22 protein-coding genes are annotated in these 25,742 nt (G+C 64.5%); 6 read left to right on the top strand and 16 right to left on the bottom strand.

The window, feature by feature from the left end; all coding sequences use genetic code 11:
* Window positions 1-114: 114 nt before the first annotated feature.
* On the bottom strand, window positions 115-618 hold the full coding sequence (locus B3M58_RS20915; protein WP_296222161.1) for an ATP-dependent zinc protease: 504 nt from the start codon (window positions 616-618) through the stop codon (window positions 115-117).
* 89 nt (window positions 619-707) lie between these two features.
* Complete coding sequence (locus B3M58_RS20910; RefSeq protein ID WP_296222160.1) at window positions 708-1,928, bottom strand: HD-GYP domain-containing protein; 1,221 nt, start codon at window positions 1,926-1,928, stop codon at window positions 708-710.
* Between the two features lie 173 nt (window positions 1,929-2,101).
* Here B3M58_RS20910 and B3M58_RS20905 point away from each other — a divergent pair, with 173 nt between their 5' ends.
* Window positions 2,102-2,995: an acyltransferase gene (locus B3M58_RS20905; RefSeq protein WP_296222159.1), complete on the top strand. Its 894-nt coding sequence runs from the start codon at window positions 2,102-2,104 to the stop codon at window positions 2,993-2,995.
* Window positions 2,996-3,079: 84 nt separating this feature from the next.
* Here the strand turns inward: B3M58_RS20905 and fdhA are convergent, their stop codons facing one another.
* The 9 genes from fdhA to B3M58_RS20860 form a co-directional block, all read right to left on the bottom strand.
* Window positions 3,080-4,279 (bottom strand): formaldehyde dehydrogenase, glutathione-independent, encoded by a 1,200-nt coding sequence (gene fdhA / locus B3M58_RS20900; RefSeq protein WP_296222158.1) that lies wholly within the window; start codon window positions 4,277-4,279, stop codon window positions 3,080-3,082.
* Between the two features lie 188 nt (window positions 4,280-4,467).
* Window positions 4,468-5,331: a formyltetrahydrofolate deformylase gene (purU, locus tag B3M58_RS20895; protein ID WP_296222157.1), complete on the bottom strand. Its 864-nt coding sequence runs from the start codon at window positions 5,329-5,331 to the stop codon at window positions 4,468-4,470.
* A 196-nt stretch (window positions 5,332-5,527) separates the two neighbouring features.
* A complete protein-coding gene (locus B3M58_RS20890) occupies window positions 5,528-6,157 on the bottom strand; it encodes a sarcosine oxidase subunit gamma (RefSeq protein ID WP_296222156.1) in 630 nt (209 codons plus the stop codon).
* A 76-nt stretch (window positions 6,158-6,233) separates the two neighbouring features.
* Window positions 6,234-9,251 (bottom strand): sarcosine oxidase subunit alpha, encoded by a 3,018-nt coding sequence (locus B3M58_RS20885; protein ID WP_296222155.1) that lies wholly within the window; start codon window positions 9,249-9,251, stop codon window positions 6,234-6,236.
* Window positions 9,248-9,574: a sarcosine oxidase subunit delta gene (locus B3M58_RS20880; RefSeq protein ID WP_296222154.1), complete on the bottom strand. Its 327-nt coding sequence runs from the start codon at window positions 9,572-9,574 to the stop codon at window positions 9,248-9,250. Before B3M58_RS20880 ends, B3M58_RS20885 begins: the two co-directional genes overlap by 4 nt.
* 197 nt (window positions 9,575-9,771) lie before the next feature.
* Complete coding sequence (locus tag B3M58_RS20875) at window positions 9,772-11,022, bottom strand: sarcosine oxidase subunit beta family protein (RefSeq protein ID WP_296222153.1); 1,251 nt, start codon at window positions 11,020-11,022, stop codon at window positions 9,772-9,774.
* A 172-nt stretch (window positions 11,023-11,194) separates the two neighbouring features.
* The gene (glyA, locus tag B3M58_RS20870; RefSeq protein WP_296222152.1) at window positions 11,195-12,448 is read right to left on the bottom strand and encodes a serine hydroxymethyltransferase; all 1,254 of its coding nucleotides are present in this window, start codon (window positions 12,446-12,448) and stop codon (window positions 11,195-11,197) included.
* Window positions 12,449-12,723: 275 nt separating this feature from the next.
* Complete coding sequence (locus B3M58_RS20865) at window positions 12,724-13,464, bottom strand: TraX family protein (protein ID WP_296222151.1); 741 nt, start codon at window positions 13,462-13,464, stop codon at window positions 12,724-12,726.
* Window positions 13,465-13,561: 97 nt separating this feature from the next.
* Window positions 13,562-13,867, bottom strand: a complete 306-nt coding sequence (locus B3M58_RS20860) for a hypothetical protein (protein ID WP_296222150.1) — start codon at window positions 13,865-13,867, stop codon at window positions 13,562-13,564.
* A gap of 341 nt (window positions 13,868-14,208) precedes the next feature.
* Between B3M58_RS20860 and B3M58_RS20855 the strand changes: the two genes are divergently transcribed.
* Window positions 14,209-15,252, top strand: coding sequence for a low specificity L-threonine aldolase (locus tag B3M58_RS20855; RefSeq protein ID WP_296222149.1), 1,044 nt, complete (start codon window positions 14,209-14,211; stop codon window positions 15,250-15,252).
* A gap of 155 nt (window positions 15,253-15,407) precedes the next feature.
* On the top strand, window positions 15,408-15,923 hold the full coding sequence (locus B3M58_RS20850) for an REP-associated tyrosine transposase (RefSeq protein ID WP_296222148.1): 516 nt from the start codon (window positions 15,408-15,410) through the stop codon (window positions 15,921-15,923).
* A 115-nt stretch (window positions 15,924-16,038) separates the two neighbouring features.
* Here B3M58_RS20850 and gbcB read toward each other — a convergent pair whose 3' ends face one another.
* Complete coding sequence (gene gbcB / locus B3M58_RS20845; protein WP_296222168.1) at window positions 16,039-17,139, bottom strand: glycine-betaine demethylase subunit GbcB; 1,101 nt, start codon at window positions 17,137-17,139, stop codon at window positions 16,039-16,041.
* 360 nt (window positions 17,140-17,499) lie between these two features.
* On the opposite strand from gbcB, the gene gbcA reads away from it, so the two are divergent.
* On the top strand, window positions 17,500-18,792 hold the full coding sequence (gene gbcA, locus B3M58_RS20840; RefSeq protein ID WP_296222147.1) for a glycine-betaine demethylase subunit GbcA: 1,293 nt from the start codon (window positions 17,500-17,502) through the stop codon (window positions 18,790-18,792).
* A gap of 443 nt (window positions 18,793-19,235) precedes the next feature.
* Here gbcA and B3M58_RS20835 read toward each other — a convergent pair whose 3' ends face one another.
* The 4 genes from B3M58_RS20835 to choX all read right to left on the bottom strand — a co-directional run bounded on the left by B3M58_RS20835 (window position 19,236) and on the right by choX (window position 22,781).
* Window positions 19,236-19,703, bottom strand: coding sequence for a thioesterase family protein (locus B3M58_RS20835; RefSeq protein WP_296222146.1), 468 nt, complete (start codon window positions 19,701-19,703; stop codon window positions 19,236-19,238).
* A 40-nt stretch (window positions 19,704-19,743) separates the two neighbouring features.
* Entirely contained in the window at window positions 19,744-20,709 is a 966-nt protein-coding gene (locus B3M58_RS20830; RefSeq protein ID WP_296222145.1) for an L-carnitine dehydrogenase, read from the bottom strand.
* A 147-nt stretch (window positions 20,710-20,856) separates the two neighbouring features.
* Window positions 20,857-21,744, bottom strand: coding sequence for a 3-keto-5-aminohexanoate cleavage protein (locus B3M58_RS20825; RefSeq protein ID WP_296222144.1), 888 nt, complete (start codon window positions 21,742-21,744; stop codon window positions 20,857-20,859).
* A 95-nt stretch (window positions 21,745-21,839) separates the two neighbouring features.
* Complete coding sequence (gene choX, locus B3M58_RS20820) at window positions 21,840-22,781, bottom strand: choline ABC transporter substrate-binding protein (protein ID WP_296222143.1); 942 nt, start codon at window positions 22,779-22,781, stop codon at window positions 21,840-21,842.
* A 513-nt stretch (window positions 22,782-23,294) separates the two neighbouring features.
* On the opposite strand from choX, the gene B3M58_RS20815 reads away from it, so the two are divergent.
* Both B3M58_RS20815 and B3M58_RS20810 read left to right on the top strand, forming a co-directional pair.
* Window positions 23,295-24,248, top strand: coding sequence for a GlxA family transcriptional regulator (locus tag B3M58_RS20815; protein WP_296222142.1), 954 nt, complete (start codon window positions 23,295-23,297; stop codon window positions 24,246-24,248).
* A gap of 391 nt (window positions 24,249-24,639) precedes the next feature.
* Window positions 24,640-25,617, top strand: coding sequence for a dipeptidase (locus tag B3M58_RS20810; protein WP_296222140.1), 978 nt, complete (start codon window positions 24,640-24,642; stop codon window positions 25,615-25,617).
* Window positions 25,618-25,742 lie beyond the last annotated feature (125 nt).

Here is a 25,742-nt window from a genome sequence, read left to right as displayed (position 1 = left end):
ATCTTTCGCGGCTAAAGCCGCTCCCACGTGACGGCGGTCTGCATCGACATTTAACGGATACAGAGCCATTTTTAACGCAGCATCACCGATGCGCAGCAGATCGTGAACAGGGGCTCAGCACTGCGGGCGGGCGGCGGTGTAGCGCTCGGCCGGGTTGATCGCCGCGTCGAAATCACGCAAGGCACTGGCACCGATCAGCAGCGGGTAGTCGAAGTGGCTGCGGTCGGTGAGGTTGACCTCGACGGTACGCGCCTCGCCACCCAGGCAGATTTCCATGTCCACCACCGGGCGCTCGGCGACCGCCGGGCTGCTCGCCGAACCCTGCTCTTCGGCCCGGCTCTTGATCTCGCTGATGCGCACCAGCGGCTGCTCGAACAGGGTGTCGTTGGCATCCGCGGTGGCCAGGCGGAACCGCACCCAGTCTTCGCCGTCGCGCTGGAACTGCTGAATATCCTTGGCCGACAAGGACGCCGTCATCGCGCCGGTGTCCATCTTGGCTTTCAGGGTTTGGCCGATTTGCGGCAATTTGATGTATTCGTAACGCCCGTACAGGGTCGGTTGATTGGCGAGCGCCGGAAAGGTAATCAGGCTCAGCAAGGCCAGAACAATAATCTTCACGCTGGGTATTCCTCCGTAAAAAACGTCACGGATTCCGACTGACTCAGGCGCGGATGGTTCGCTGGAAGGCTGCAAGAAAATGTTGCGAACTAGCGAGCGGGCAAGCCTGTCCACAGCTCATCCAGGTGGCGAAAGCCCCAGTCGGCGGGGGATTCGCGGCCGACGATCTTGTCGCGCCCGACCAGCTTGGCCAGGTCGACCACCTCTTGGGCAATCGGGGTTTTCGACTTGGCCGAGAAGAACACCTTGACCCGGGGCGTGAGCAACGATTGGCCGTGTTGCTCCAGCACCACGCCCAGGCGCCCGCTTTCCAGGCGCACCAGGGAGCCGGTCGGGTAGATGCCGACGGCTTTGACGAACGCCTGGAAGATCTTTTCGTCGAAATGGCTCTTGCTCCACTCGGCCATCTTGCGGATCGACTCGGCCGGCGACCAGCCAGCTTTGTAGGGGCGATTGGAGGTGATTGCGTCATACACATCGCAGACCGCGCCCATGCGCGCGAACAGGCTGATCTGCTCGCCGGCCAAACGATGCGGGTAGCCACTGCCGTCGACCTTTTCGTGGTGATGCAGGCAGACGTCGAGCACCAGGGCGCTGACCTGCTTGCTGTCGAGGAGAATCTGCGTGCCTGCCTGCGGGTGGCCGCGCACCGTGGCGAACTCGCTGTCGCTGAGCTTGCTCGGCTTGTTCAACAGCGCCAGGGGGATGCTCATCTTGCCGATGTCGTGCAGCAGCCCGGCCATGCCCGCCTCGCGCACCAGGGGCTCGGGCAGATCGAGCTGCCGCGCCAGGGCGATCATCAGTGCACAGACCGCGACCGAGTGCATGTAGGTGTATTCGTCGGCGTGCTTGAGCCGCGCCAGGCTGATCAGCGCATGCGGGTTGCGCATCACCGAGCTGGAAATACCCTCGACCAATTCGGCGACATGCGCCACGTCGATTGCCCGGCCCATGCGCGCATCGCTGAACATCGCCATCACCGCGGCCTTGGAGCTGTCGCACAGCTTGGCCGCGCGGCCGATTTCCTCTTCCAGCCCTGTCGGCTTGACCGTCGCCAGCGGCTCGGCGGCGCGCAGCACCGCTTCCGTCTCGACCGCCACCTGCTCGACCGTCTGCCCGCTCGGCAGGTCGAGGCCCTTGCTGGTGTCGATCCACACCTCGTGAATGCCGCTGTCGCGAATGCGCTGCAAATCCTTGGCACTGTCCAACAGGAACTTGGTTTTCCAGAACGGATGCTCCATCCACGAGCCACACAACTCATGGATGTACATGCCCCGAACGAGTTCAGCGACAACGATGCGTCTCAGCACGGCGGTGACCAGAGAAAAGAGAGGGATACGGACCCTGCAAGAATAAGCCATATCCGCTGATGGCCGATTGGTATCGCGCAAACATTTATTACAGAATCGGCGCCGCGCCATGACTTGGAGGGCGCCACGGTGCTGCTTATGATGACCACGCCCGCGCACGCCAAGGAGCTGCCATGCGTCGCCTGCTGACCGGCCTGACCGTCACCCTGCTGCTGTTGCTCAATACCCTGACCCTGATCGGTCCGCTGCTGCTGATCGCCCTGGGCAAGTTCCTCCTGCCTGGTCAGGCGCTGAAAGCCGCCAGCTCGCGCGGGGTGATGTGGCTGGCGGAAACCTGGGCCGAGCTGAACAAGCTGATCTTCGCCAGCCTGCTGCCGACCCAATGGGACATCCGTGGCAGCGCCGAACTGCGCCAGACCACCTCCTACCTGGTGATCAGCAACCACCAGTCCTGGGTGGACATCCCGGCGCTGATCCAGGCGTTCAACCGCAAGACGCCGTACTTCAAGTTCTTCCTCAAGCAGCAACTGATCTGGGTGCCGTTGCTCGGCCTGGCGTTCTGGGCGCTGGATTACCCGTTTATGAAGCGCTATTCCAAGGCGTTTCTGGCCAAGCATCCGCAGCTCAAAGGCCAGGACCTGGCCATCACCAAGCGCGCCTGCGAGAAGTTCAAGGCGTTGCCGGTGACCGTGGTCAATTACCTCGAAGGCACCCGCTTCACCCCGGCCAAGCACGCCCAGCAAGGTTCGCCCTATAGCTATCTGCTGAAACCCAAGGCCGGTGGCGTGGCCTTCGTTCTCGCCGCGTTGGGCGAGCAAGTGGATGCGGTACTGGACGTCACCGTGGTCTACCCGAGCACGCGGATTCCCGGTTTCTGGGACTTGATCAGCGGCCAGGTGCCAAGGGTGATCGTCGATATTCAAACCCGCGAACTCGACCCGGCACTGTGGCAGGGCGATTACCAGAACGACCCGGTATTCCGCCAGTTTGTGCAGAATTGGGTCACCCAATTGTGGCAAGACAAGGATGCGCGGATTGCGCAGATTCGTGCCGAGATTGAAACGTAGGGTGGACATGGCGAAGCCTTGTCCACCAGGGGTGAGTAATGGCGGACAAGCCGTTGGCATGTCCGCCCTACGGGACGATGGCGATCAGGCCGCGCTAAACAGCTTGTGCGGGTCGATGACGAATTTCTTCGGCACGCCGGCATCGAACTCGTGGTAGCCATTCGGCGCCTGGTCCAGGCTGATCACCTGCACGCCGACCACTTCGGCGATGTTGATGCGGTCCCACATGATCGCCTGCATCAGTTGGCGGTTGTACTTCATCACCGGGGTCTGGCCGGTGTGGAAGCTGTGCGACTTGGCCCAGCCGAGGCCGAAGCGAATGCTCAGGGCGCCCTTCTTCGCCGCGGCATCCACCGCGCCGGGATCATCGGTGACGTAGAGGCCGGGAATGCCGATCTTGCCAGCGACGCGTACCACGCCCATCAGCGAGTTGAGCACGGTGGCCGGCGCCTCGTGTTGCACGCCTTCGTGGCCATGCCCGCGGGCCTCGAAGCCCACCGCATCGATGGCGCAATCGACTTCAGGGTCGCCCAATAGCGCGGCGATCTGTTCGTGCAGCGGGGTGTCGAGGGACAGGTCGACGACCTCGAAACCCTGCGCCTTGGCATGCACCAGCCGCACCGGATTGACGTCGCCGACGATCACCACCGCCGCGCCCAATAGCCGTGCGGAGGCCGCCGCAGCCAGACCGACCGGGCCGGCGCCGGCGATATACACCGAACTGCCCGGGCCAACTCCGGCAGTGACCGCGCCGTGGTAGCCGGTGGGCAGGATGTCGGACAGGCAGGTCAGGTCGCGGATCTTCTCCATCGCCTTGTCGCGGTCCGGCAACTTCAACAGGTTGAAGTCGGCGTAAGGCACCATGGCGTACTCGGCCTGGCCGCCGGTCCAGTCGCCCATGTCGACGTAGCCGTAGGCACCGCCGGGACGCGCCGGGTTGACCGACAGGCAAACCCCGGTGTGTTGTTCCTTACAGCTACGGCAGCGGCCGCAGGCGACGTTGAACGGCACCGAGACCAGGTCGCCGATCTTCAGGTTTTCCACGTCGCGACCTTTCTCGATCACTTCGCCGGTGATTTCATGGCCGAGCACCAGGCCGGTTTGCGCGGTGGTCCGACCGCGCACCATGTGCTGGTCGGAGCCGCAGATGTTGGTGGATACCACCCGCAGAATGACCCCGTGCTCGATCTTCTTGCCGCGCGGGTCCTGCATTTTCGGATAGTCGATTTTCTGTACTTCGACCTTGCCAGCGCCGAGATACACCACACCACGATTACCAGACATACGTGTTCTCCTTTGTTGTTGTGAATACAAGGGCGCAGCCAACGGCCACGCGGCCTTGCACGGGAGCGTTATGCATCTGTTGCCAACCGTTGCGTAGGATGGACATGGCGCAGCCTTGTCCACCATTGGCCATTGGCGGGTTACGCAGCGGACCGGCCTTCGCCATGTCCGCCCTACTGCTTACCGGTTTATGCGTGCAGCACCACGGTGCGATTGGCGTTGAGGAACACGCGGCGTTCGATGTGGTAGGCGATGGCCTTGGCCAGGGTCAGGCATTCGATGTCGCGGCCCTTGGCGATCAGGTCTTCCGGGTAATGGGCGTGGTCCACCGACTCCACGCCCTGGGCGATGATCGGCCCCTCGTCGAGGTCGTTGTTGATGTAGTGGGCGGTGGCACCGACCAGCTTGACGCCCTTCTGGTACGCCTGGTGATAGGGCTTGGCGCCCTTGAAGCCAGGCAGCAGCGAGTGGTGGATATTGATCGCCCAGCCGTCCAGCTTGCGGCACAGCTCGGGCGACAGCACCTGCATATAGCGGGCGAGCACCACCAGTTCGGCGCCGCGGTCTTCGATCACCTGCAGCACCTTGCGCTCCTGCGCCGGTTTGTCGTGCGGGTCGAGCGGGAAGTGGTAATAGGGAATGTCGTGCCAGCGCGCCAGCGGCTCCAGGTCCGGGTGGTTGGAGACCACCGCCACCACGTCCATCGCCAGGTGACCGATGCGCTGGCGATAGAGCAAATCGTTGAGGCAGTGATCGGCCTTGCTGACCATCAGCACCACCTTGGCCCGGTAGCCCGGCGGGGTCAGTTCGGTGTGCATGTCGAAGGGCGCCAGGCGCTCGTCGAGGCCGGCGCGAAAGGCCTGCTCGTCGAAGTCGTCCGGCTGGCGGAACTCGACGCGGATGAAAAAGCGCGAGGACAGTCGGTCATCGAACGAATGGTGCTCGGTGACATAGCAGCGCTGCTCGAACAGAAAGCGCGTCACCGCATCCACGGTGCCAAGCACGCTCGGGCAATGCGCGGTGAAGATCCAGGTATCGGGGGTGCGGCTCATGGTCAGGCTCCGATGATGGCAGGCGGTTTATGCGGCGGACAAACCGTCGGTAGGTCCGCCGAGCGCATGACGTAGGGTGGACATGGCGCAGCCTTGTCCACCAGGCTGACGCAACGGCGGACAAGCCTTCGCCATGTCCGCCCTACCTACTTAGGTGTCCTCCGGTGGACGAAAAAAGCGTCGTCCACCCTACAGCTCAGGCCTTGATCGCCAAGCCATACTCGGCGCTGGCGTCTTGCAGCCACAGCCAGACGTAGTCGGAGAAGCTGCGGCGTACCAGCAGTTCCCAGGTGTCTTCGGCGGTGTGGCGGATCACCAACTGCGACTTGGCGAACACCGTGCCGACCGCTTTGCCCACCGGGAAGTTGCTCGGGTGCACGTCGTAGCTGCTGGATTTCATCAGCACCTCGCGGGCCTTCGCGCCGGACAGTTCCAGCACGGTTTGCCCGCCGCTGACGTTGACCACCGCGAAGAACAGCCCCTCCAGTGCCGCGCGCAGCTTCTGCTCGGTGGCGAATTCCTCGCCGCTGGGCACGATCAGCAGCCACTCGTCCGGCGCCAGCCATTGCAGCGAGGTTTCGCCGTTGGCCACCAGGGTCAGCGCCACCGGCAGCTCCAGGCCGAGGGCCTGGTGCACGCCGCCGGCAAACGCCGGGTCTTTGGCGTCGCCGCGCAGGGTCAGGTGGCCGAGCAATTTCTTCTCGCGCAGGGTCACCCCGGCGCGGCTCTTGCCCTTGCGCGCCAGCTCGTCGAGGCCGGCGTGGAACAGTGGCGACTCGGCGCGGCCGGCATCGGGGCGTTGTTTGTAAACATTGATCGCGGTCATGTTCTTAACCTGTCGGTGTTGTCTGATTGACCTGTAGGAGCCAGCAAGCTGGCTCCTACAGTTGCGTGCCGTGCCTTCAGATGTTCTGGCGATCCCCTTTCGGGTCATAGAACACGGAGCTGACGATTTCGGCCTCGATCACGCTGCCATCCATCAACGGGGCGAAGACCTTCTCGCCGATGCGTTTCAGGCCGCCTTTGACCAGGGCCATGGCGATGCTGCAACCCAGGCTGGCGCTCATGTAACTGGAGGTGACGTGGCCGACCATGGTCATCGGAATGGCCTGTTGCGGGTCGAACACCAGTTGCGCGCCTTCCGGCAATACCTTGTTCGGGTCGACCGGCTTGAGCCCCACCAGCTGCTTGCGGTCTTCGCGCAGGCTGTCTTCGCGGTTCATCCCGCGCCAGCCGATCCACGAGAACGGCTTGGTCCGGCCGACGCACCAGCCCATGTTGAGGTCGTCCGGGGTCACCGAGCCGTCGGTGTCCTGGCCGACGATGATGAAACCCTTCTCGGCGCGCAGTACGTGCATGGTTTCGGTGCCGTAAGGCGTCAGGCCATGCTTCTTGCCGGCCTCGATGATCTTTTCCCATACGCCCAAGGCGTAGTCGGCCTGTACGTTGACTTCATAGCTCAGCTCGCCGGTAAAGGAGATGCGGAACACCCGCGCCGGCACGCCGCCAACCTGGCCTTCCTGCCAGGTCATGAACGGGAAGGCGTCCTTGTCCAGGTCGATATCGGTCACTTCGGCCAGCAGCTTGCGGCTGTTGGGGCCGGACAGGGTCATGGTCGCCCAGTGGTCGGTGACCGAGGTGAAGTACACCTTCAGCTCCGGCCACTCGGTCTGGTGGTAGATCTCCAGCCATTCCATCACCCGTGCGGCGCCGCCGGTGGTGGTGGTCATCAGGAAGTGGTTGTCGGCCAGACAGGCGGTGACGCCGTCGTCGAAGACCATGCCGTCTTCCTTGCACATCAGGCCGTAGCGCGCCTTGCCCACATCGAGCTTGGTCCAGGCGTTGGTGTACACGCGGTTGAGGAACTCGCGGGCATCCGGGCCTTGAATGTCGATCTTGCCCAGGGTCGAGGCATCCAGGATGCCTACCGCGTTGCGCACTGCCAGGCATTCGCGGGCCACGGCGGCATGCAGGTCTTCACCGCCCTTGGGGAAATACCAGGGGCGTTTCCACTGGCCGACATCCTCGAACTCGGCGCCGTTCTTCAGGTGCCAGGCCTGCATCGCGGTGTAGCGCTTGGGCTCGAACAACGCGCCGCAGTGCCGACCGGCGACCGCGCCGAAGGTCACCGGGGTGTAGTTCGGGCGGAACATGGTGGTGCCCATCTGCGGGATGCTGATGCCCAGCGAACGGGCGGCGATGGCCAGACCGTTGATATTGCCCAGCTTGCCCTGGTCGGTGCCGAAGCCCAGCGCGGTGTAGCGTTTGACGTGCTCGACCGACTCGAAGCCCTCGCGGGTGGCCAGTTCGATGCCGGCAGCGGTGACGTCGTTCTGCAGGTCGACGAACTGCTTCGGCGCACGCGCCGTGGGCTTGTCGTGCGGCACTTGGAACAGCGCAACGGCGGGTTCCTCATGGCGCTTCTCGACCTTCGGCAGCGTGCCTTCGACCGCCTTGAAACCGCTTTCGGCGGCCAGCGTGGCGCCCGCCTCGAAACCGTCGGCCAAGGCATCGCCCAGGCTGAACACGCCATTCATCGCGCCGGCGCAGAGGCGCTTCTGAAAGCCTTCACCGGGAACAAAGGCGAGGATGTCTTCCTGCCAGATCGGTTTGCCGCCGAGGTGCGAGGCCAGGTGCACCACCGGGCTGTAGCCGCCGGAGCTGACGATCAGGTCGCAGTCGAGCACTTCGCCGGGGCTGGTGACTGTATGACTCCTCAAGTCGATGGCGCAGATGCGCGCGCCGGTCACCCGCTTGCTGCCACGCGCCTCGACCACCGCACTGCCGGTGAGGATGCGCACGCCACGCTTGCGCGCTTCCTCGACCCAGGCGCCGCGCGGATTGCCACGCGCATCGGCGACGGCCACCACCTGCTGGCCGGCGTCGAGCCAGTCGAGCACCACGCGGTAGGCGTAATCGTTGTTGGTCGACAGCACCAGCTGGCGGCCCGGCGCCACGCCGTAACGGCGCACGTAGGTGGACACCGCGTCGGCGAGCATATTGCCCGGCACGTCGTTGTTGCCATACACCAGCGGCCGCTCGTGGGCGCCGGTGGCCAGCACCACACGCTTGGCGCGCACGCGGTGCATGCGCTGGCGCGCCATGCCCATGGGCGCGATCTCGCCAAGGTGATCGGTGAGGCGCTGGTGAATGGTCAGGAAGTTGTGGTCGTGGTAGCCGTTCACCGTGGCCCGCGCCAGCAAGGTGACGTCGGCCATGCCCTGCAACTCGGCAATGGCCTTGGCCGCCCACTCGCTGGCCGGTTTGCCGTCGAGGGTTTCGCGGGTGTCGAGCAGGCTGCCGCCGAACTCTTCCTGCTCGTCGGCGAGAATCACCCGCGCGCCGCTGCGCCCGGCCGCCAGGGCCGCGGCCAGGCCGGCAGGGCCGGCGCCGACCACCAGTACGTCGCAGTGCTGGTTCAGGTAGTCGTAGCTGTCCGGGTCGTTTTCCTTCGGCGCGCGGCCCAGGCCAGCGGCCTTGCGGATGTACTTCTCGTAGGTCAGCCAGAGGTTCTGCGGGTACATGAAGGTTTTGTAGTAGAAGCCGGGCGGCATCATCTGCCCGCCGACCTTGCCGAGGATACCCATCAGGTCGGTGTTGACGCTCGGCCAGCCGTTAGTGCTGCTGGCCGCGAGGCCCTGGTACAGCGCCTGCTGAGTGGCGCGCACGTTGGGGATCTGCGCAGCCTCGTTGGAGCCGATCTGCAACACCGCATTGGGCTCTTCGCTACCGGCGGCGACGATGCCGCGCGGCCGCGAGTACTTGAAGCTGCGCCCGACGATATCCACGCCGTTGGCCAGCAACGCAGCGGCCAGGGTGTCGCCGGCGTAACCCTGGTAGGTCTGGCCGTTGAAGCTGAAGCTCAAAGGCTGGCTGCGGTCGATGCGGCCACCCTGGGCAAGACGGTTGACCTGGCTCATGCGCTTACTCCTTGGCCGGCAGTCTTCTTCTCGGCAACGCTGGCCGCCGTCACGCTGGGCCGCTCGCCGATTTTGTAGGTTTCGAGGATTTCGTAGCTCACCGTGTGACGGGTGACGTTGAAGTACTTGCGGCAACCGGCGGCGTGAATCCACAGCTCGTGGTGGATGCCGCGCGGGTTGTCACGGAAGAACAGGTACTCGCCCCACTCCTCGTCGGTGCAGGCGTTCGGCTCCAGCGGCCGCGGGATGTGCGCCTGGCCCTTGGCATGAAACTCTTCTTCGGAACGCAGTTCGCCACAGTGAGGGCAGAAAATATGCAGCATGGTCGGTACCTCCAGGAAATCTTTCGTCCCCCACCATTCTGGAGAGGGTCACCGCTGTTCTCCCCTCTCCCCCCGGGAGAGGGGCCAAAACAAACTCAACTGCTGTTCACCCCTCTCCCCCCGGGAGAGGGGCCGGGGGTGAGGGCAAGGGGTCCGCGCAACCTGAACAACCCTCACCCGCCCTGCGGGATGAATGTTTAATGCGCCACCCCGGCAGCGCCGTGTTCGTCGATCAGCGCGCCGTTGTAGAAACGGTCCATCGCGAAGGGCTTGGCCAGCGCGTGCATCTCGCCCTTGGCCAGGCTCGCGGCGAACACATGACCGGAACCGGGGGTGGCCTTGAAGCCGCCGGTGCCCCAGCCGCAGTTGAAGAACAGGTTCTTCACCGGGGTCGGCGAAATGATCGGGCAGGCGTCCGGCGTGGTGTCGACGATGCCGCCCCACTGGCGGTTCATGCGTACCCGCGAGAGCACCGGGAACAATTCGACGATGGCCTGCAGGGTGTGCTCGATGGTCGGGTAGGAACCGCGCTGGCCGTAACCGTTGTAGCCGTCGATACCGGCACCGATGACCAGGTCGCCCTTGTCCGACTGGCTGATATAGCCGTGCACCTGGTTGGACATGATCACGCTGTCGATGATCGGTTTGATCGGCTCGGAGACCAGCGCCTGCAACGGGTGCGACTCGATTGGCAGGCGGAAGCCGGCAAGCCCCGCCATGTGCCCGGAGTTGCCCGCGGTGACCACACCGACGCGCTTGCCGCCGATAAAACCGCGGTTGGTCTCGACGCCGATGACCACGCCGTTTTCCTTACGAAAGCCGATCACTTCGGTCTGTTGCAGCAGGTCGACGCCGAGGGCATCGGCGGCGCGCGCATAGCCCCAGGCCACGGCATCGTGACGGGCAACGCCGCCGCGGCGCTGCAAGGACGCGCCCAACACCGGGTAGCGGGTGTTCTTCGAGCAATCCATATACGGGATCAGCTCCTCGACCTGCTTGGCGTTGAGCACTTCACCGTCGATACCGTTGAGGTGGTTGGCGCTGACCCGGCGCTCGATGTCGCGCATGTCTTGCAGGGTATGGCCGAGGTTGAACACGCCGCGCTGGGAAAACATCACGTTGTAGTTGAGGTCCTGGGACAAGCCTTCCCAGAGCTTCATGGCGTGCTCGTAAAGGTGCGCGGACTCGTCCCACAGGTAGTTGGAGCGCACGATGGTGGTGTTGCGCGCGGTGTTACCGCCGCCCAGCCAGCCCTTCTCCACCACCGCGACGTTGCGCACGCCGAACTCTTTCGCCAGGTAATAGGCGGTGGCCAGGCCATGGCCGCCGCCGCCGACGATGATCACGTCATAGACCGGCTTGGGCGTCGGGTTGCGCCACATGCGCTGCCAGTTTTCGTGGTGACTGAACGCGTGCTTGATGAGGCCGAAGCCGGAATAACGCTGCATAACAATGCTCCTGAAATCTGGGTACTGCTTGGCCCACCGGTCGAAACGAGGTAGTGCGTAGGGTGGGTTAGCCGCGCAGCGGCCTAACCCGCCGTGACGACAGATGACCCCCTGCCGCGAAACGCGGGTGGGTTACGCCTTCGGCTAACCCACCCTAGCGATGCGGCAAAACTTAACGGTAGACCGGGTAATCGGCGCACAGCCCGGCCACCTGGGTGGCTACTTGCGCCTCGACATCGGCGTCGCCGAGGTGATCGAGCACGTCGCAGATCCAGCCGGCCAGGGCCACGCTCTGCTCGACCTTGAGGCCGCGGGTGGTGATCGCCGGGGTGCCGATGCGCAGGCCCGAGGTGACGAACGGCGACTGCGGGTCATTCGGCACGGCGTTCTTGTTCACCGTGATGCCGGTGCGGCCGAGCGCGGCGTCGGCGTCTTTGCCGGTGATGCCCTGCGCGATCAGGCTGACCAGGAACAGGTGGTTGTCGGTGCCGCCGGAGACCACGTCATAACCGCGCTCGATAAACACCTTGGCCATGGCCTGGGCGTTGTTGATCACCTGCTGTTGATAGGTCTTGAAGGCCGGCTCCAGGGCTTCCTTGAAGCACACCGCCTTGGCCGCGATCACGTGCATCAGCGGGCCGCCTTGGGCGCCGGGGAATACCGCGGATTGCAGCTTCTTCTCGATCTCCGGGTTGGCCTTGGCCAGGATCAAGCCGCCACGCGGGCCGCGCAGGGTCTTGTGGGTGGTGGTGGTGACCACGTCGGCGTAGGGCAGCGGGTTGGGGTACAGACCGGCCGCGACCAGCCCGGCCACGTGGGCCATGTCGACGAACAGCAGCGCCCCGACCTTGTCGGCGATGGCGCGGAAACGCGGGAAATCCAGGGTCTTCGAGTAAGCGCTGAAGCCGGCGACGATCATCTTCGGCTTGTGCTCCACGGCCAGGCGCTCGACTTCGTCGTAGTCGATCAAGCCGGTGGCGGTGTCGATGCCGTACTGCACGGCGTGGTACAGCTTGCCCGAGGACGACACCTTGGCGCCGTGGGTCAGGTGACCGCCATGCGCCAGGCTCATGCCGAGAATGCAGTCTCCGGCCTGTAACAAGGCCAGGTACACCGCGCTGTTGGCCTGCGAGCCGGAGTGCGGCTGGACGTTGGCGTAATCGGCGCCGAACAGCTGCTTGGCGCGGTCGATGGCCAGCTGCTCGACCACATCGACATGCTCGCAACCGCCGTAGTAGCGCTTGCCCGGATAGCCTTCGGCGTACTTGTTGGTCAGGCCGCTGCCCTGGGCTTCCATCACCCGCTGACTGGTGTAGTTCTCCGAGGCGATCAGCTCGATGTGATGCTCCTGACGACGCTCTTCGGCGTTGATGGCGCTGAGCAATTCGTCGTCGTAGCCCTGAATCTGGTCGTGCTTGCTGAACATTGCTGATCTCCTGCGGCACCGGGGCGGCGCATAGCTGTCGGTCGAGAGGCCTTAGCCTCTTTGCAACCGATGGTATGACTCGCCCTGAACCGTCAGATGCCTATGCACGCCACGGGGGGTTGCGTTTGCGACATGCGCGCAGGGCGGGTGCAACCCGCCAGGGCAGTCGTAGGGCGGACAGGCCGCAAGGCTTGTCCGCCACCCAGGCCGCAAGCGGTGGACAAGGCGTTGCTATGTCCACCCTACAAGAGCGCAAGCCGCAGGCGCGGCGCCTCTTAGGTGAACCACTCGCGCACGACGACCAGCAGCAGGAAGTGTCCGGGATAGAACAGATAGGCCCAGCGCCGCACTGGCGGCACCCACAGCTGCAGCGGCTGGCGCAGCAGCCACAGCCCGCCCAGCGGCGCCAGGGCGCAGATCAGGATCACCGCCCAGGCGAACGGGTCGCCGCGCGCGGCATCGATATAGAACGGCGGCCAGTAGTTGGCCAGCAGGCACAGCAACACGGGCCAGACCCACGCAGGGCCAGAGCGCTGCAACGCATACACGAATGCCGCCGGTAGCAGAGCGCCGGCGGCGCCGAACATCAACCAGGGATGGCCGACAACGGCCGTCAGCAATGCCGCCGCGCCCAACCAACGGCGCTGCCCATACGGCTGTTGCAGCGCACTGGCGAGCAACAGGCCCAACAACAGAGTCGGCAGCACATTCAGCGACTGCGGCGCCGGCACCAACAACCGATAGGGCCACTCGGAGAGCAGCGCGAACACCAGCAGCAGACCGAGGTAACGCAGCGGCAGCGGCCTGCGCTCGCCCACCACGGGCCGCACCACGTTGGCGGCAATCGCCAGGCAGAACAACGGAAACGCCAGGCGCCCCGGAACATACAGAAAGTACAACTGCGGCCAGACATGCCGCAGGTGGTCGATCAACATGCTCAGCAGCGCCAGCCACTTGATCAGGTCCAGCGCGACATCGCGTGGACGGCTAGCGGAGGCGGCAAAGGGGATCGGCATGGCGGCGCTCGTGGGTCATCGGGTGCGCTCGACGGTAACCCAACGGCGCCGCCGATGCGCGCCCGGGATCAACCCCGTGCGCGCAGCGCCGTGTCGATCAAGGCTGCAAGGTGCTGCTGCAACTGCTCGACGCCGCGGCCAGACGCTGTTGCAACGTTGGATCGGCCGGCGCCTGGCCGCCCATGGCCTGCATCTCCGCCTGACTGAACTCGCTGCTGACTTGCTCGGCCGCACACTCGCAATAGGCTTGCAGGTTGCTCGCGGCATGCCCCTGCGGGGCGCCGGCCACGCACTCGTTGACGAATGCCGCCTTGGCGCCGGCCGGCCATTTATCGGCGGCGGCGACGGCAGGCAGGGCAAATGCCAGGGACGCACAAAGGACCAGTAGATGACGAGAAAGCATAGGGAACTCCTGTTCGGGTCGATGACAGCGGCAAACCAGCCGGGACCCTTGTTGTGAGGCCGACGCCCCGCATGAGTTCCTTTTGATTGGCTCTGCACCCGTTAACTGTTGATGCAGACCGCCGCTCCCACAACAGCACGGCTTTTCCTGCAATACGTCACTGAGACAGAGCCTTTTGCTTTGCCGGCGGGCACCCGTGGCGGCATGCCCGGCGCCGCGCCGAATAGCGCCTGGAATGAACAAGATGTCGCCGCAGACGCCCCACCGTAGCGCGGCGCAGGGGTAAAGTAGCGGCATCCGCCGGCCCCTCATCCCGGCGCCAGACTGATAAGGAACGCACGATGACCGAGCAGAGCCAACAGTTCGCCAGCGACAACTACTCGGGCATCTGCCCGGAAGCCTGGGCCGCCATGGCCGAGGCCAACCAGGGCCACCAACGCGCCTACGGCGACGACCAGTGGACGGCGCGCGCCGCCGATCACTTCCGCCAACTGTTCGAGACCGACTGCGAAGTGTTCTTCGCCTTCAACGGCACCGCAGCCAACTCGCTGGCCCTGGCCGCCTTGTGCCAGAGCTACCACAGCGTGATCTGCTCGGAGACCGCGCACGTCGAGACCGACGAATGCGGCGCCCCGGAGTTCTTCTCCAACGGCTCCAAGCTGCTGCTGGCCAAAACCGAGCAGGGCAAGCTGACCCCCGAGGCGATCCGCGAACTGGCGCTCAAGCGCCAGGACATCCACTTCCCCAAACCGCGCGTGGTCACCCTCACCCAGGCCAGCGAAGTGGGCACCGTATACCGCCCCGAGGAGGTCCGCGCGATCAGCGCCACCTGCCGCGAACTGGGCCTCAACCTGCACATGGACGGCGCGCGCTTCTCCAACGCCTGCGCCTTCCTCGGCTGCACCCCGGCCGAGCTGACCTGGAAAGCCGGCGTCGACGTGCTGTGCTTCGGCGGCACCAAGAACGGCATGGCGGTCGGTGAAGCGATCCTGTTCTTCAACAAAGACCTGGCCGAAGACTTCGACTACCGCTGCAAGCAGGCCGGCCAACTGGCCTCGAAGATGCGCTACCTCTCCGCGCCCTGGGTCGGCCTGCTACAAAACGACGCCTGGCTGAAATACGCGCGCCACGCCAACCACTGCGCGCGCCTGCTCGCCGAACTGGTCAGCGACGTGCCGGGCGTCAGCCTGATGTTCCCAGTGGAAGCCAACGGCGTGTTCCTGCAAATGTCCGAGCCGGCACTGGAGATCCTGCGCGGCAATGGCTGGCGCTTCTACACCTTCATCGGCGCCGGCGGCGCACGCTTCATGTGCTCCTGGGACACCGAAGAAGCCCGCGTACGCGAACTGGCCGCGGCAATCCGCGCAGCGATGGCCGCGCAGTAACCGCGGACGACACCGGTAAACCACGGCGGACAAGGCTCCGCCATGTCCGCCCTACGGTTACGCTTGGCTTTTAGTAGGGTGGACATGGCAGAGCCTTGTCCACCAAAAATCCTGACTACACTCCCAAATCAACCCACGGACACACGGATGCGTCCATGCCGAACTACCGTCGCGCCTGGGTGCCGGGCGGCACCTACTTTTTCACCGTCAATCTGCAAGATCGCCGCAGCGACCTGCTGGTTCGCCAAATTGCGCTGCTGCGCCGCGTCGTTGCCCTGACCAAAGAGCGACATCCTTTCGCGATCGACGCCTGGGTAGTGCTCCCCGAACATATGCATTGCCTGTGGACGCTACCACCTGGCGACAGCGACTACGCCACACGCTGGATGGTGCTCAAGCAACTGTTCTGTCGCGGCCTGCCCTTAGCCGCGCGCTTCGGCAAAAGAGGTGAAGCGGGGATCTGGCAACGGCGTTACTGGGAGCACCTGATCCGCGACGAAGACGACTTTCAGCGGCACTTCGATTACCTGCATTTCAACCCGGCCAAACACGGCTGGGTCGAGCGCGTAGAGGATTGGCCCTACTCCAGCTTTCACCGCGCCGTGCGCGAAGGTATTTATCCGTTGGGGTGGGCGGGGGATAGGGATGCCGAGGTGCCGGGTGGCGATTAGCGGGTAAACGCTCTAAACGGCGGACAAGGCTGCGCCATGTCCGCCCTACGGTTGCGCTTGGCTTTTAGTAGGGTGGACATGGCGTAGCCTTGTCCACCAAAGGCCCGACCTGCGCTCAATAATCGATGGCCACGTCGCCCTTGGGCACGCTGCAGCAGGACAGGATGTAGCCCTCGGCGACGTCTTCGTCGGTGATCCCGCCGTTGTGTTCCATGTCCACCTCGCCGGCGGTTTTCATTACCTTGCAGGTGCCGCAGATGCCCATGCCGCATGCCTTGGGAATGTGCAGGCCAAGCTTGGCGGCGGCGGCGTGCACGGTTTCGCCCGGATCGACGCGAATGCTCTTGCCGGTGCCGATGAACGCCACCTGATGCTGATCGGCGATCGGCACCGGCGGCGCTTCGGCGGCCTCGGCGGCCAGCTCCTTGACCTCGGCACGGACCGCCGGCGGCGTCGGGCCAAAGGCTTCTTCGTGGTAGCGCGCCATGTCGTAGCCGTTGGCTTCGAGCAGGCGCTTGACCGCGCCCATGTAGGGCGTCGGCCCGCAGCAGAAGATTTCCCGCTCCAGGTAGTCCGGGGCGATCAGTTCCAGCATCTTCTGGTTGAGGAAGCCACGGTAGCCCGCCCAGGCCTCGCCAAAGCCGTGTTTTTCGCAGATCACATGCAGGCTGAAGTTGTTGATCCGCGCGGCCATGTGTTCCAGCTCGCGGTGGAAGATGATGTCTTTCGGCGAGCGCGCACTGTGCACAAAGACCATGTCGACATTGCCGTTGGTGTCGTAGAACCAGCGCGCCATCGACATCACCGGGGTGATGCCGACGCCGCCGGAGAGAAACAGCACCTTCTCCGCCGGATAATCGATGGCATTGAACAGCCCCACCGGCCCGTGCACGGCCAGCTCCTGACCTTCCTGCAAATTATCGTGCAGCCAGTTGGAGACCTTGCCGCCTGGCACGCGTTTGATGGTGATGGAAAAACTGTAGGGCACCGCCGGCGAGCTGGAGATGGTGTAGGAGCGCATGATCGGCAGGCCGTCGATCTCCAACTCCAGGGTGACGAACTGCCCCGGCTTGAAGAAGAACAGCACGGGCTGATCGGCCATGAAACAGAAGGTGCGCACGTCCCAGGTTTCCTGGATCACCTTGACGCAACGCACCTGATGACGGCCGTTGCTCCAGGTCTGGGTGGTAACGGGATTGAGGAAATGATTCGACATGGTCGTTCTCTCGCGCACGGCGGCCAGATTGCCGGCCTCTTGCAGCGGATTGTGCGCAACGGCCACGGCGCTCATTTACCTACCAGCGACATTTACATGCTTATCGCGACCTGCCGCTGGGCCCGTGGCTTGCCGCGTCGGAAACGGATGCAACCATGTCGCCCATGGATAAGGTCATTACCACGCCCGACTCCACACTCCGACCCAGCCGAACCATAAAGGTCATGAGCGAATTTCCCCATCATCTCAAGCGCCATCGGCAGGCGCGGAATGGGGCACATACGCCGCCTTGCGTAAGAACCGAAACAGCCACTTTTTTGCGGCAATCGCTCCAGGCGATTGGCCATTGAGGAGTTACCGATGGACGTCACTTCCACCCTGAGTCTGGGCGATCCGCTGGCGCCGGCACGCAAGGCCACCGCCGAAATGTTGCAGACCCGCGAGCGCACCTTCTCGCTGCCGCAACCGTTCTACAACGACGAGCGGCTGTTCCAGATCGACATGCAGGAGATCTTCCACAAGGAATGGCTGATCGCCGGCATGACCTGCGAGATCCCGAGCAAGGGCAATTACCTGACCCTGCAAATCGGCGCCAACCCGATCATCGTCATCCGTGGTGCCGAAGGCGTGGTGCACGCCTTCCATAACGTCTGCCGTCATCGCGGTTCGCGCCTGTGCACCAGCGAAAAAGGCAAGGTCGCCAAGCTGGTCTGCCACTACCACCAGTGGACCTACGAGCTGGACGGCCGCCTGCTGTTCGCCGGCACCGAAATGGGCGCCGACTTCGACATGCAGGAGTACGGCCTCAAACCGGTGCAGTGCAAGACCGCTGGCGGTTACATCTTCATTTCCCTGGCGCAGAACCCGCCGGCGATCGACGACTTCCTCGCCACCCTGGCCCATTACATGGAGCCTTACGACATGGAGAACACCAAGGTGGCGGTGCAAACCACCTTGATGGAGAAGGCCAACTGGAAGCTGGTGCTGGAGAACAACCGCGAGTGCTACCACTGCAGCGGCTCGCACCCGGAATTGCTGAAGACCCTGCTGGAATGGGACGACGTCACCGACCCGCGCGCCAGCCAGGAATTCAAGGACCACGTGGCCGCCTCTGCCGCCGCCTGGGACGCCGAGAAGATCCCCTACGCCCACGCCAGCTTCGGCCTGCGTAACCGCATCGTGCGCATGCCGCTGCTCAAGGGCACCGTATCGATGACCCTGGACGGCCAGCAGGGCTGCAAGAAACTCATGGGCCGGATCAAGAACCCCGACCTCGGCTCGATGCGTATCCTGCACCTGCCGCACTCATGGAACCACTGCATGGGCGACCACATCATCGTGTTCACCGTGTGGCCGATCAGCGCCCAGGAAACCATGGTCACCACCAAATGGCTGGTGCACAAGGATGCCGTGGAAGGCGTGGACTACGACGTCGCGCGCATGCGTGAGGTGTGGGACGCGACCAACGACCAGGATCGTCGCCTGGCCGAAGAGAACCAGCGCGGCATCAACTCCACCGCCTACCAGCCAGGCCCGTACTCGAAGACTTACGAGTTCGGCGTGGTCAACTTTATCGACTGGTACAGCGAACGCCTGCTGAACAACCTCGGCGAAGCGCCGGCGCCCTACCTGCGCCAGGTTGGCGCGGAGTAAGACCACCCCGGAAGACGACGCCATGTCTTTTGGCCTGTTGCTGGTCATCCTGCTAACGGTTTATGGCTTGACCGCGTGCCTGATAACGCGCGAACCCGCTCGATCACACTGAGACCCGCAAGGGTTGTTTGCCCCCGCCAGGACGTCGGCTCTGGCGGGGGCTTTTTTTATGTGCGGGGCACGCTGCGCAAGCCATACACAGCGTAGGGCGGACAGGCCAAAGGCTTGTCCGCCGCATGATCCGTCGTTGGTGGACAAGGCTGCGCCATGTCCACCCTACACAGCAGCTGTAGGCTGGCTGTCGCGGAAGTTGCGACAGGGATAGGCTCGAGGGCTTTTTATGTGCGGGGCACGCTACGCAAGCCTTGCACAACGTAGGGCGGACAGGCCGAAGGCTTGTCCGCCGCATGATCCGTGTAGGGGCAGATATCCCCAGTGCCGCGTTACCCCGGTAGGCCGATCACCCGGCCGACGTAGGCTGGTGCCGGCAGCGCGCGGTGCGCCTCGCCCAAGGCCTGCACCTGGCGTGCGACCGACTCATCAAATGGCGCCGAGCGTGAAGTGCGGGTGTCGATGTTCATCAGCATCTGCTCGCTTTCCGCCAGGGCCGCGCTGCTGCCCGGCCGGTACAGGCCATGGTGGATATGCAGGCGCTTGCGGTCGTGGCCGAGCACCTGGGTGCGCACCTCCACGGCGCTGCCGAGCTTGACCTCGTCGAGGAAGTTCAAGTGGCATTCCAGGGTGTACAGGGTGTGGCCGCTGCGGGCGCGCCCGCTCTCGTCGAGGCCGATCTGCGCCATCAACGCGTCGGTGGCGTAGCTGAAAATCAGCAGGTAGAAGGCATCGCGCAGGTGGCCGTTGTAGTCCACCCACTCGGGCTGGATGGCGGTACGGTAGGTGGTGAGGGGCATGGTTTTGGCTTCCCTTGATTTGACGCGGATGGCGCGGCGCTTACTCGGCAAAGGCGAAGCCATGCTTGGCCTTGCTGGCCTTGACCGCCCCGAGCACCGCCAGCAGGCAGTCGTCGCGGTAGCGTTCCAGCTCGGCGATGCTGCGCTCGCCCTGTTGCGCGCGGGTGCCGTCGACCACCTGATCGATCAGCGCGTCGGTCAGTTGCGGCGCTTGCAGGTAGGTCCAGGGCAGTTGCAGGGCCGGGCCGAACTGCGCCATGAAGTGGCGCATGCCGGCATCGCCGCCCGCCAGCGTATAGGTCAGGAAAGTGCCCATGAACGACCAGCGCAGACCGGCGCCAAAGCGGATCGCATCGTCTATCTCGCCGGTAGTGGCCACGCCGTCGTTGACCAGGTGCAGCGCCTCGCGCCACAGCGCTTCGAGCAGGCGGTCGGCGATAAAACCCGGCACTTCCTTGCGCACATGCAACGGGCGCATGCCCAGCGCTTCATACACCTGAATCGCCGCCTGCACCGCTTGCGGCGCGGTCTTCTCGCCGCCGACCACTTCCACCAGCGGCAGCAGGTACACCGGGTTGAACGGATGGCCGACCACACAGCGCTCGGGGTGCACGGCGTCGGCGTAGAACTCGCTGGGCAGCAGACCGGAGGTGCTGGAGCCGATCAGCACATTCGGCCGCGCCGCGGCGCTGATCTTGGCGTGCAGGTCGAGTTTCAGGTCGAGGCGTTCCGGCGCGCTTTCCTGGATAAAGTCGGCGTGCTCCACGCATTCCTCGATGCTTACGACGAAGCGCAGGCGCTCCTGCGCCGCGCCGCGCGCCAGACCTTGTTGCTCCAGAGCCGGCCAGGCATTGGCGATGCGCGCACGCAAGGCGGCTTCGGCGCCGGGCGCCGGGTCCCAGGCGATCACGTCGAGGCCGTGGGCCAGGGCGCGGGCGATCCAGCCGGCGCCGATCACGCCGGTGCCGAGGGCGGCGAAGGTTTTGATGTCGGTGACAAAGGTCATGGTGACTCCTGCATGAGAGAGCCCGGAGGCAATCCGGGGGTGCTAATTCGGGGGGTGACTACGGGAGGGGCCGGGGGCGGTTCGGCGCGGCTGAAGCCCCTCCCACGGACCGGCTATCCAGTCCTGCGCACGCATGTGGGAGAGGCTTCAGCCGCGACGCTTAAGGCCCATCTTTGCGCGGCCCTCGGCCGGGCTTAGCGCGCGACCGCCCATGCGCTCGATGATCTCGACGGCGCGCTCGACCAACTGGCCATTGCTGGCGTGCACGCCGCGGTCCAGCCAGATGTTGTCTTCCAGGCCAACCCGCACGTTGCCGCCGAGCAGCATGGCCTGGGCGACCATCGGCATTTGCGCGCGGCCGATGCCGAAACCGGCCCAGGTGGCGCCGGCCGGCAGGTTGTCGGCCATGGCCTTCATGGTGGTGGTGTCGGCCGGCGCGCCCCAGGGGATGCCCAGGCAGATCTGGAACAACGGGTCGTCGAGCAGGCCTTCCTTGAGCATCTGCTTGGCGAACCACAGATGGCCGGTGTCGAAGATTTCCAGCTCGGCCTTCACCCCCAACTCGCTGATGCGCTTGGCGCCGGCACGCAGCTGCGCCGGGGTGGAGACGTAGATGAAATCGCCGTCGCCGAAATTCAGCGTGCCGCAATCCAGGGTGCAGATTTCCGGCAGCAGCTCCTCGACATGCTTGAGCCGCTCCAGCGGGCCAACCAGGTCGGTGCCGGCGCCGAATTCCAGCGGTTGTTCGCCACGGCCGATTTCCAGGTCGCCGCCCATGCCGGCGGTGAGGTTGATGATCACGTCGGTGTCGCTTTCGCGGATGCGTTCGACCAGCTCGCGGTACAGCGCCACGTCGCGGCTCGGCTTGCCGGTGTGCGGGTCGCGCACATGGCAGTGGGCGACCGTGGCGCCGGCCTTGGCCGCTTCGATGGCGGCGGCGGCGATCTGTTTCGGGGTGACGGGAATGGCCGGGTGCTTGCCGACGGTATCGCCGGCACCGGTCACCGCACAGGTGACGATGACTTCGTAGTTCACGGTTTTACATCCTTCTTCGAGGCGATCTGCAGCCCTGCGCGGCGAACCGCGCAGGCAGGGGTGATTGAATTTATTCCACGCAGGCTGGCTGGAGCTCAGTTGCCCAGGCCGGCGATAACGCCTTCGGCGGCATGCTTGCCGTCGAAGCTGGTGACTCCGGCCAGCCAGGTCTTGACCACCGCGGGGTTGGCCTTGAGCCAGGCGCGGGCGACCTTGGCCGGCGCCTCGCGCTGCATGATCGGCTGCATCAGCTCGGCTTCCTGGGCACTGGTGAAGCGCAGGCTGGTGAGCAGGCGGTCGGCGTTCGGGCAGCGCTGGGCGAAGTCCGGCGCGGTGACGGTGGACACGGTGGCGGCGCCGTCATTCGGGCCGAACACGTTCTGGCTGCCGGTCAGGTAGGTGATCGGCATCTGGATATTCATCGGGTGCGGTTTCCAGCCGAAGAACAGCACCGGCTTGTTGGCCTTCACCGCGCGGTTGACCGCGGTGAGCATGGCCGCCTCGCTGGACTCGATCAGCTTGAACTCGCCGAGACCGAACTGGTTGCTGTCGATCATCTTCTGGATCGCCGTATTGGCGCCGGAGCCGGATTCGATGCCGTAGATCTTGCCGTCCAACTGCGCCTTGAACGCGGCGATATCGGCGAACGTCTTCAATCCCGCCTCGGCGGTATAGGTCGGCACCGCGAGCACCGCGATGGCGTCGTCCAGCGACGGCTCGGCGGCGACCTTGACCGCGCCGCTGGCGAGGAACGGTTTGATGTTGTCGTCCATGATCGGCTTCCAGTAGCCGAGAAACACGTCGATCTGTTGCTTCTGGATGCCGGCGAAGATGATTTGCTGCGAGGCCTGGGTCTGGCTGGTGGTGTAGCCCAGGTCACCGAGCAGCTCGCTGGCCACGGCGGTGGTGGCGACCACATCGGTCCAGCCGACCGCGCCGATGCGGATTTTCTGGCAACTGGCGTCGTCGGCGGCCAGCAGTGAGGCACTGAACAGGGTGAGTAAAGAGCAAGCGGCAAGTGCGTTGAGACGGTTCATTGATGCTCCCCTACAGCGGTACGGTTTATCGGGCCTCTTGAAAATCTGGTTTTCGCTGGCCCGTCTGTTGTTGTGCAAGAGCCTTTCGACTCCTCCGTGCTCGGGATTCACTGCGCCCGATGTGCTCACAGTACGTAGCGCAGCTGGGCAAAAAACGAACTAAAGCGACTACCTGTTGAACAGAAGCGACCACCTTGCTTGCACCTGCGCCTCGCCTGCCGTGTAGTAGGGTAAGTGGCGCGCTGCCGCACCACCTCGTAGGAGCGGCCCATGGCCGCGAAATTGGCGGCGCCTACCCTAGGTCGCGGGCATGGCCAGCGCCTACGAGATTGCAGGCACCACTTTTGTTGATGCGGTCCGCCGCCTCGTGGGAGCGGCTTTAGCCACGAAATATCTTCAGCTTCCGAAGTTTTTCGCGGATAAATCCGCTCCCACAAAAGCGCGGCTTCTCCTGCAACACCTAATTTGGACATAGCCTTTATTAACCATTCCCAGCGCCCGCGGAATGCAACCATGCCTCAGACCCTGTGGTTTCTCCTGCTCCCCGGTTTTTCCATGATGGGCCTGATGTCGGCCATCGAGCCGCTGCGCGTGGCCAATCGCTTTCGCGGCGAACTGTACCGCTGGCGCCTGCTCAGCCTGGACGGCGCGGCAGTGGCGGGCAGCAACGGCATGTCGCTGAACGTCGACGGCGCCCTGGATGTGCCGGCGGCGGGCGACACGCTGTTCGTGGTGGCCGGTTTCGAGCCGCTGGCCAGTTTCGACGCGCGCCTGGCGCACTGGCTGCACCGGATCGAGCGGGAAGGCGTGCTGCTCGGCGCCATCGACACCGGCAGCTTCGTCCTCGCCGAAGCCGGGTTGTTCGCCGGGCAACGCCTGACCCTGCATTGGGAAGCCATTGAGGCCTTCCAGGAACGCTACCCGCGCCTGGGCGCGACCCAGGAGCTGTTCGAGATCGACGACCGGCGCATCACCAGCGCCGGTGGCACCGCCAGCCTCGACCTGATGCTCACGCTGATCGGCCGCGACCACGGCGAAGCTCTGGCGGTCGCGGTGTCCGAGCAATTCGTGCTCGGCCGCATCCGCTCGCGCCAGGACCACCAGCGCATGCAGATCGCCAGCCGCTACGCGGTGCACAACAAGAAACTGGTGCAGGTGATCGGCGAGATGGAACGCCAGAGTGAACAGCCGCTCAGCTCCCAGCAGTTGGCCGAACTGATCCGCGTCACACCGCGCCAGCTGGAGCGCCTGTTCCGCCAGCACCTGAACGAAACGCCATCGAACTTCTACCTGGCACTGCGCCTGGACAAGGCCCGCCAGCTGCTGCGCCAGACCGATATGAGCGTGCTGGAGGTCGGCGTGGCCTGTGGTTTCGAGTCCTCGTCGTATTTCTCCCGCTGCTACCGCGCGCGCTTCGCCACCTGTCCCAGCCAGGACCGCCACGAGCACTCGACGGCCAGCGCCTGAGCGCGCACTGACCTGTAGAAGCCAGGGGGACGCCCAGTGCTTGCTGGCGATCAGCCATCCTGCAAGCGCATCGCCAGCAAGCTGGCTGCTACAGCGGCCGGCGCTGCCGACGGCTTATCCGTTCGCGACCAAGGCTTGACGCTTTCGGCAATACCCCGGTCGCTTTTGCACCGGGTCGCCCTGCCCCCCAGGGATATGCTCACTCCAAAGCGCCAACACCGGGTTTGGCGATACCAGCTAACGGGCATGCCGTAAGAGGCACCCCAGCTTATAGACACCTACGCGGCATGCCCGCCTCCCTTATCCGGCGCTCCGCGCCACCTTCTCCCGCCGGGGGAAGGGCAACAGGAAGGCGTCGCTGCGCGACTTTCACCTAAAAGGGGACAGCCTGATGAGCCCAGCCGAATTGCACGCCGACAGCATCGTCATCGACGGTCTGATCATCGCCAAGTGGAACCGTGAACTGTTCGAAGACATGCGCAAAGGCGGCCTGACCGCCGCCAACTGCACCGTCTCGGTGTGGGAAGGCTTCCAGGCCACGGTGAACAACATCGCTGCCAGCCAGAAGCTGATCCGCGAGAACAGCGACCTGGTGATCCCGGTACGCAGCACCGCCGACATCCGCAAGGCCAAGGAACAGGGCAAGACCGGCATCCTCTTCGGCTTCCAGAACGCCCACGCGTTCGAAGACCAACTGGGCTACGTCGAGGTGTTCAAGCAGCTCGGCGTGGGCATCGTGCAGCTGTGCTACAACACCCAGAACCTGGTCGGCACCGGCTGCTACGAGCGCGACGGCGGCCTGTCCGGCTTCGGCCGCGAGATCGTCGCCGAGATGAACCGCGTCGGCATCATGTGCGACCTGTCCCACGTTGGCTCGAAGACCTCCGAGGAAGTCATCCTCGAATCGAAAAAGCCGGTCTGCTACTCGCACTGCCTGCCGTCCGGCCTGAAAGAACACCCGCGCAACAAGTCCGATGCCGAGCTGAAATTTATCGCCGACCACGGCGGCTTCGTCGGCGTGACCATGTTCGCGCCCTTCCTGGCCAAGGGTATCGACTCGACCATCGACGACTACGCCGAAGCCATCGAGTACGTGATGAATCTGGTCGGCGAAGACGCCATCGGTATCGGCACCGACTTTACCCAGGGCCACGGCCAGGACTTCTTCGAGTACCTGACCCACGACAAGGGCTACGCCCGTCGCCTGACCAACTTCGGCAAGATCGTCAACCCGCTGGGCATCCGCACCGTCGGCGAATTCCCCAACCTCACCGAAACCCTGTTGGGGCGCGGCCATTCCGAGCGCGTAGTGCGCAAGATCATGGGCGAGAACTGGGTGAACGTCCTGGCGGACGTCTGGGGCGAATGATGAATACCTCCGGAGCCTACTGCGCCCACCGATAACTGCGTCGCGTCCTCGCGACAAGCTCGCCGTACATGCGTACTGCTCTCGCTTGTCGCTGCGGGTCTCCTTGCTCTCGGCGTGCTCGCTAC

The organism is Pseudomonas sp. UBA2684 (genome assembly GCA_002354655.1).
GTDB lineage: Bacteria > Pseudomonadota > Gammaproteobacteria > Pseudomonadales > Pseudomonadaceae > Aquipseudomonas.
The sequence above is the reverse complement of the archived record's forward strand: the minus strand, read 5'-3'. Positions and strand labels throughout refer to the sequence as shown.